At 31.8% G+C, this 2,422-nt stretch carries 4 protein-coding genes; all 4 read right to left on the reverse strand.

Annotation, left to right across the window (positions count from 1 at the left end):
- Nucleotides 1–579 (reverse strand): hypothetical protein (locus AC3AX0_RS11610; RefSeq protein WP_487550445.1); only part of this gene is annotated, 579 nt, incomplete at its 3' end.
- A gap of 224 nt (nt 580–803) precedes the next feature.
- Nucleotides 804–1,121, reverse strand: coding sequence for a hypothetical protein (locus AC3AX0_RS11615; protein WP_487550446.1), 318 nt, complete (start codon nt 1,119–1,121; stop codon nt 804–806).
- A gap of 59 nt (nt 1,122–1,180) precedes the next feature.
- A complete protein-coding gene (locus AC3AX0_RS11620; RefSeq protein ID WP_487550447.1) occupies nt 1,181–1,534 on the reverse strand; it encodes a hypothetical protein in 354 nt (117 codons plus the stop codon).
- 98 nt (nt 1,535–1,632) lie between these two features.
- Complete coding sequence (locus AC3AX0_RS11625) at nt 1,633–2,115, reverse strand: GNAT family N-acetyltransferase (RefSeq protein ID WP_487550448.1); 483 nt, start codon at nt 2,113–2,115, stop codon at nt 1,633–1,635.
- Nucleotides 2,116–2,422 lie beyond the last annotated feature (307 nt).

The raw sequence follows: 2,422 nt of genomic DNA on the forward strand, positions 1-2,422 counted from the left end.
CTGATATGTATATTTTTCAATCAGCTTGTATATATCTTCCGCGTTTATTACAACCTGTACAAATCCGCCATCATCACTTCGAACAAAAACCGACTTTATATAGTCATCACTGTCAAATGACTTTCTGATGTCCTCAACCTTGACTCTTTCAGAAGACTTTACAAACCTGTCAATGGGACTGCCCTTTTCATATTTACGTCCAATTAAACTATCAACAGAGGAAATTATAATCTCTCCTTCATTATCATACAAATTTATTTCTTGAAGGCTGAAGTTTCCACACAGCTCCTTTAGGTATTTGCTGTCAACATGCTCAATGTTCATGACAACATCATTACCTACACTTATCATCTTTTCATCCAATAATTCAATAATCCTGTCCAGATTCTCTTGGTTGTCCTTTATATTGTCTGACAGCATAATTGCAAGATTTTCAGCATAATTTTCCGATTGTTCCATATAAATGTTTCTACTGACGAAAAATGTGGTGATATTTATTATAAGTACCGCAAAAAAGACTATAAGAAAAGGAATATAAACAAATCTTTTCCTGTCGATACTCCTATTATTCTTTCCCATTCCTGCTCCCTTGATTCGTTTTTATCCTCTCCAAAATATAAAAGGCATCTGCTTGGCAGACACCTAATTTACTATCTAAAATTCAGTCCCTACCCAAACAATAGTATAGCATATGTTTATTTGCACTTCAACGAAATGTCCCTTATCTCAAAATTAATTCCTAAAATATTTTTCTTTCCATTTTTTGATTAATACTGTGTTTAATTCTAATAGACAAAAGAATATTATTCTTCAAAATAATTAATTTTTTTTCCTGTTCCCATTGCATACTCGATTTCACTATTAGTGCTTGACCCAATATATCCGCCTTTATTGATTACAAATATTTCATCTGCCATGTCAATTTTCTTTTTATGCATGTCATCAAGCATCACTTTTACTTCCTCTGTCAATACAGTCTGATAATCACCGTCTGCATGGCCAAAAAGACCAACACTAATAACAATAATTCCTTCCATCGTCAATCTTTTTTGTACTTCAATAAATTCATCCTTGAACTTGGTGCTACCACATAACGTTATTACTTTATATTTTCCTGTCATTTTTGTCTCCTATTCTTAACTCACAACTTCCTTTTCTTAACTCAATCAATGTTTGCTATCTATCTTATCACTTTCTCTTTAGGCACCTTCACTTTGATACCATCAAGTTCATAATTAAAGTCATAAGTCTCTTTCAGCATACTTTGACACTCATTTTTAATGTTTATAGAACTTTTAAATACAAGCCCTACAATCTTCCTAATTTCTGGATCCGCCTCTTCTGGTACAATACCATTATCATCCAAGTAGCTCATCAAATTACCTTGGATGATATTCAATGCCTCTATTGCACCCTCGGCTCTTGAAGCATTAATGATATTCTTCACCGGAACATCGACATACTCTTCAATAACATCTGATTCAGAAATACTGGAATCCGAATCCATTTCTTTTCTATTTGATATAAATTTCATTAATACTCCTCTTTATCAATTTCTATAATTTTCATTGTCTATCACATTATTCATGTTAGTACTAATCACTATTTTATACTAATTCAAAACATAATAACTCATAATCTCAATAACTCATATAAAAGGTTCCCATTATTTTTTTCTTTCTTTTCCACAACCTTGAACCCAACTTTTTCATAACATCTTATGGCTGACATATTGGAAGATGAAACATTGAGCATCACCCTTTCCATTTTCAGCTCATTAAAAGCATAGTCAATAAGATATTTTGATATTTGGCTTCCATAACCTTTGTTTCTGTATTCTTCCCCAACTAAAAACCTGCATATCCTGCATTCCATTTTCTTGTAGTTTATAAATCCAAGCTCTACAGTTCCTATGGTTTCACCCTGGATTTCAGCAGTAAAAAACTTGGTATATATACTGTCAACCAGCCTTTTTTTTATTTGTTCCATTGTTATGGGGAAATCATAAGACGGTCCGGCCCATTGATGCAGAAAATCATCGTCCATTCCTTCATTGGCTTTAATTATGAATTCACAATCTGATAGAGTTGTTGGTCTTATATCAATTCTTTTCAATTTCTATCACTCCTTACTATTACCTCTTAATTATTTTCATTTAATTTATAATCTAGGATAACACATATTACAACTGCAAAACAACCAAAAATACCAACCACAATGGTTGGTATTTAATAGCTTATAATGGAACCCATAGGTTTCACTGTTAATATCAATTTGCTATCTTCATTTAACAAAAAAACCATTGATTTTTCATCTTCTTCATATTAGCCTCCAGAAGCTATTCTTTATTTTAAAGAATTAATTTGACCTAAATTGCAATAACAAATTGAACTAATTTCATCTGTAAAAATATGTATGCCGA

The sequence above is a fragment of the Dethiosulfatibacter sp. genome, from assembly GCF_983023055.1.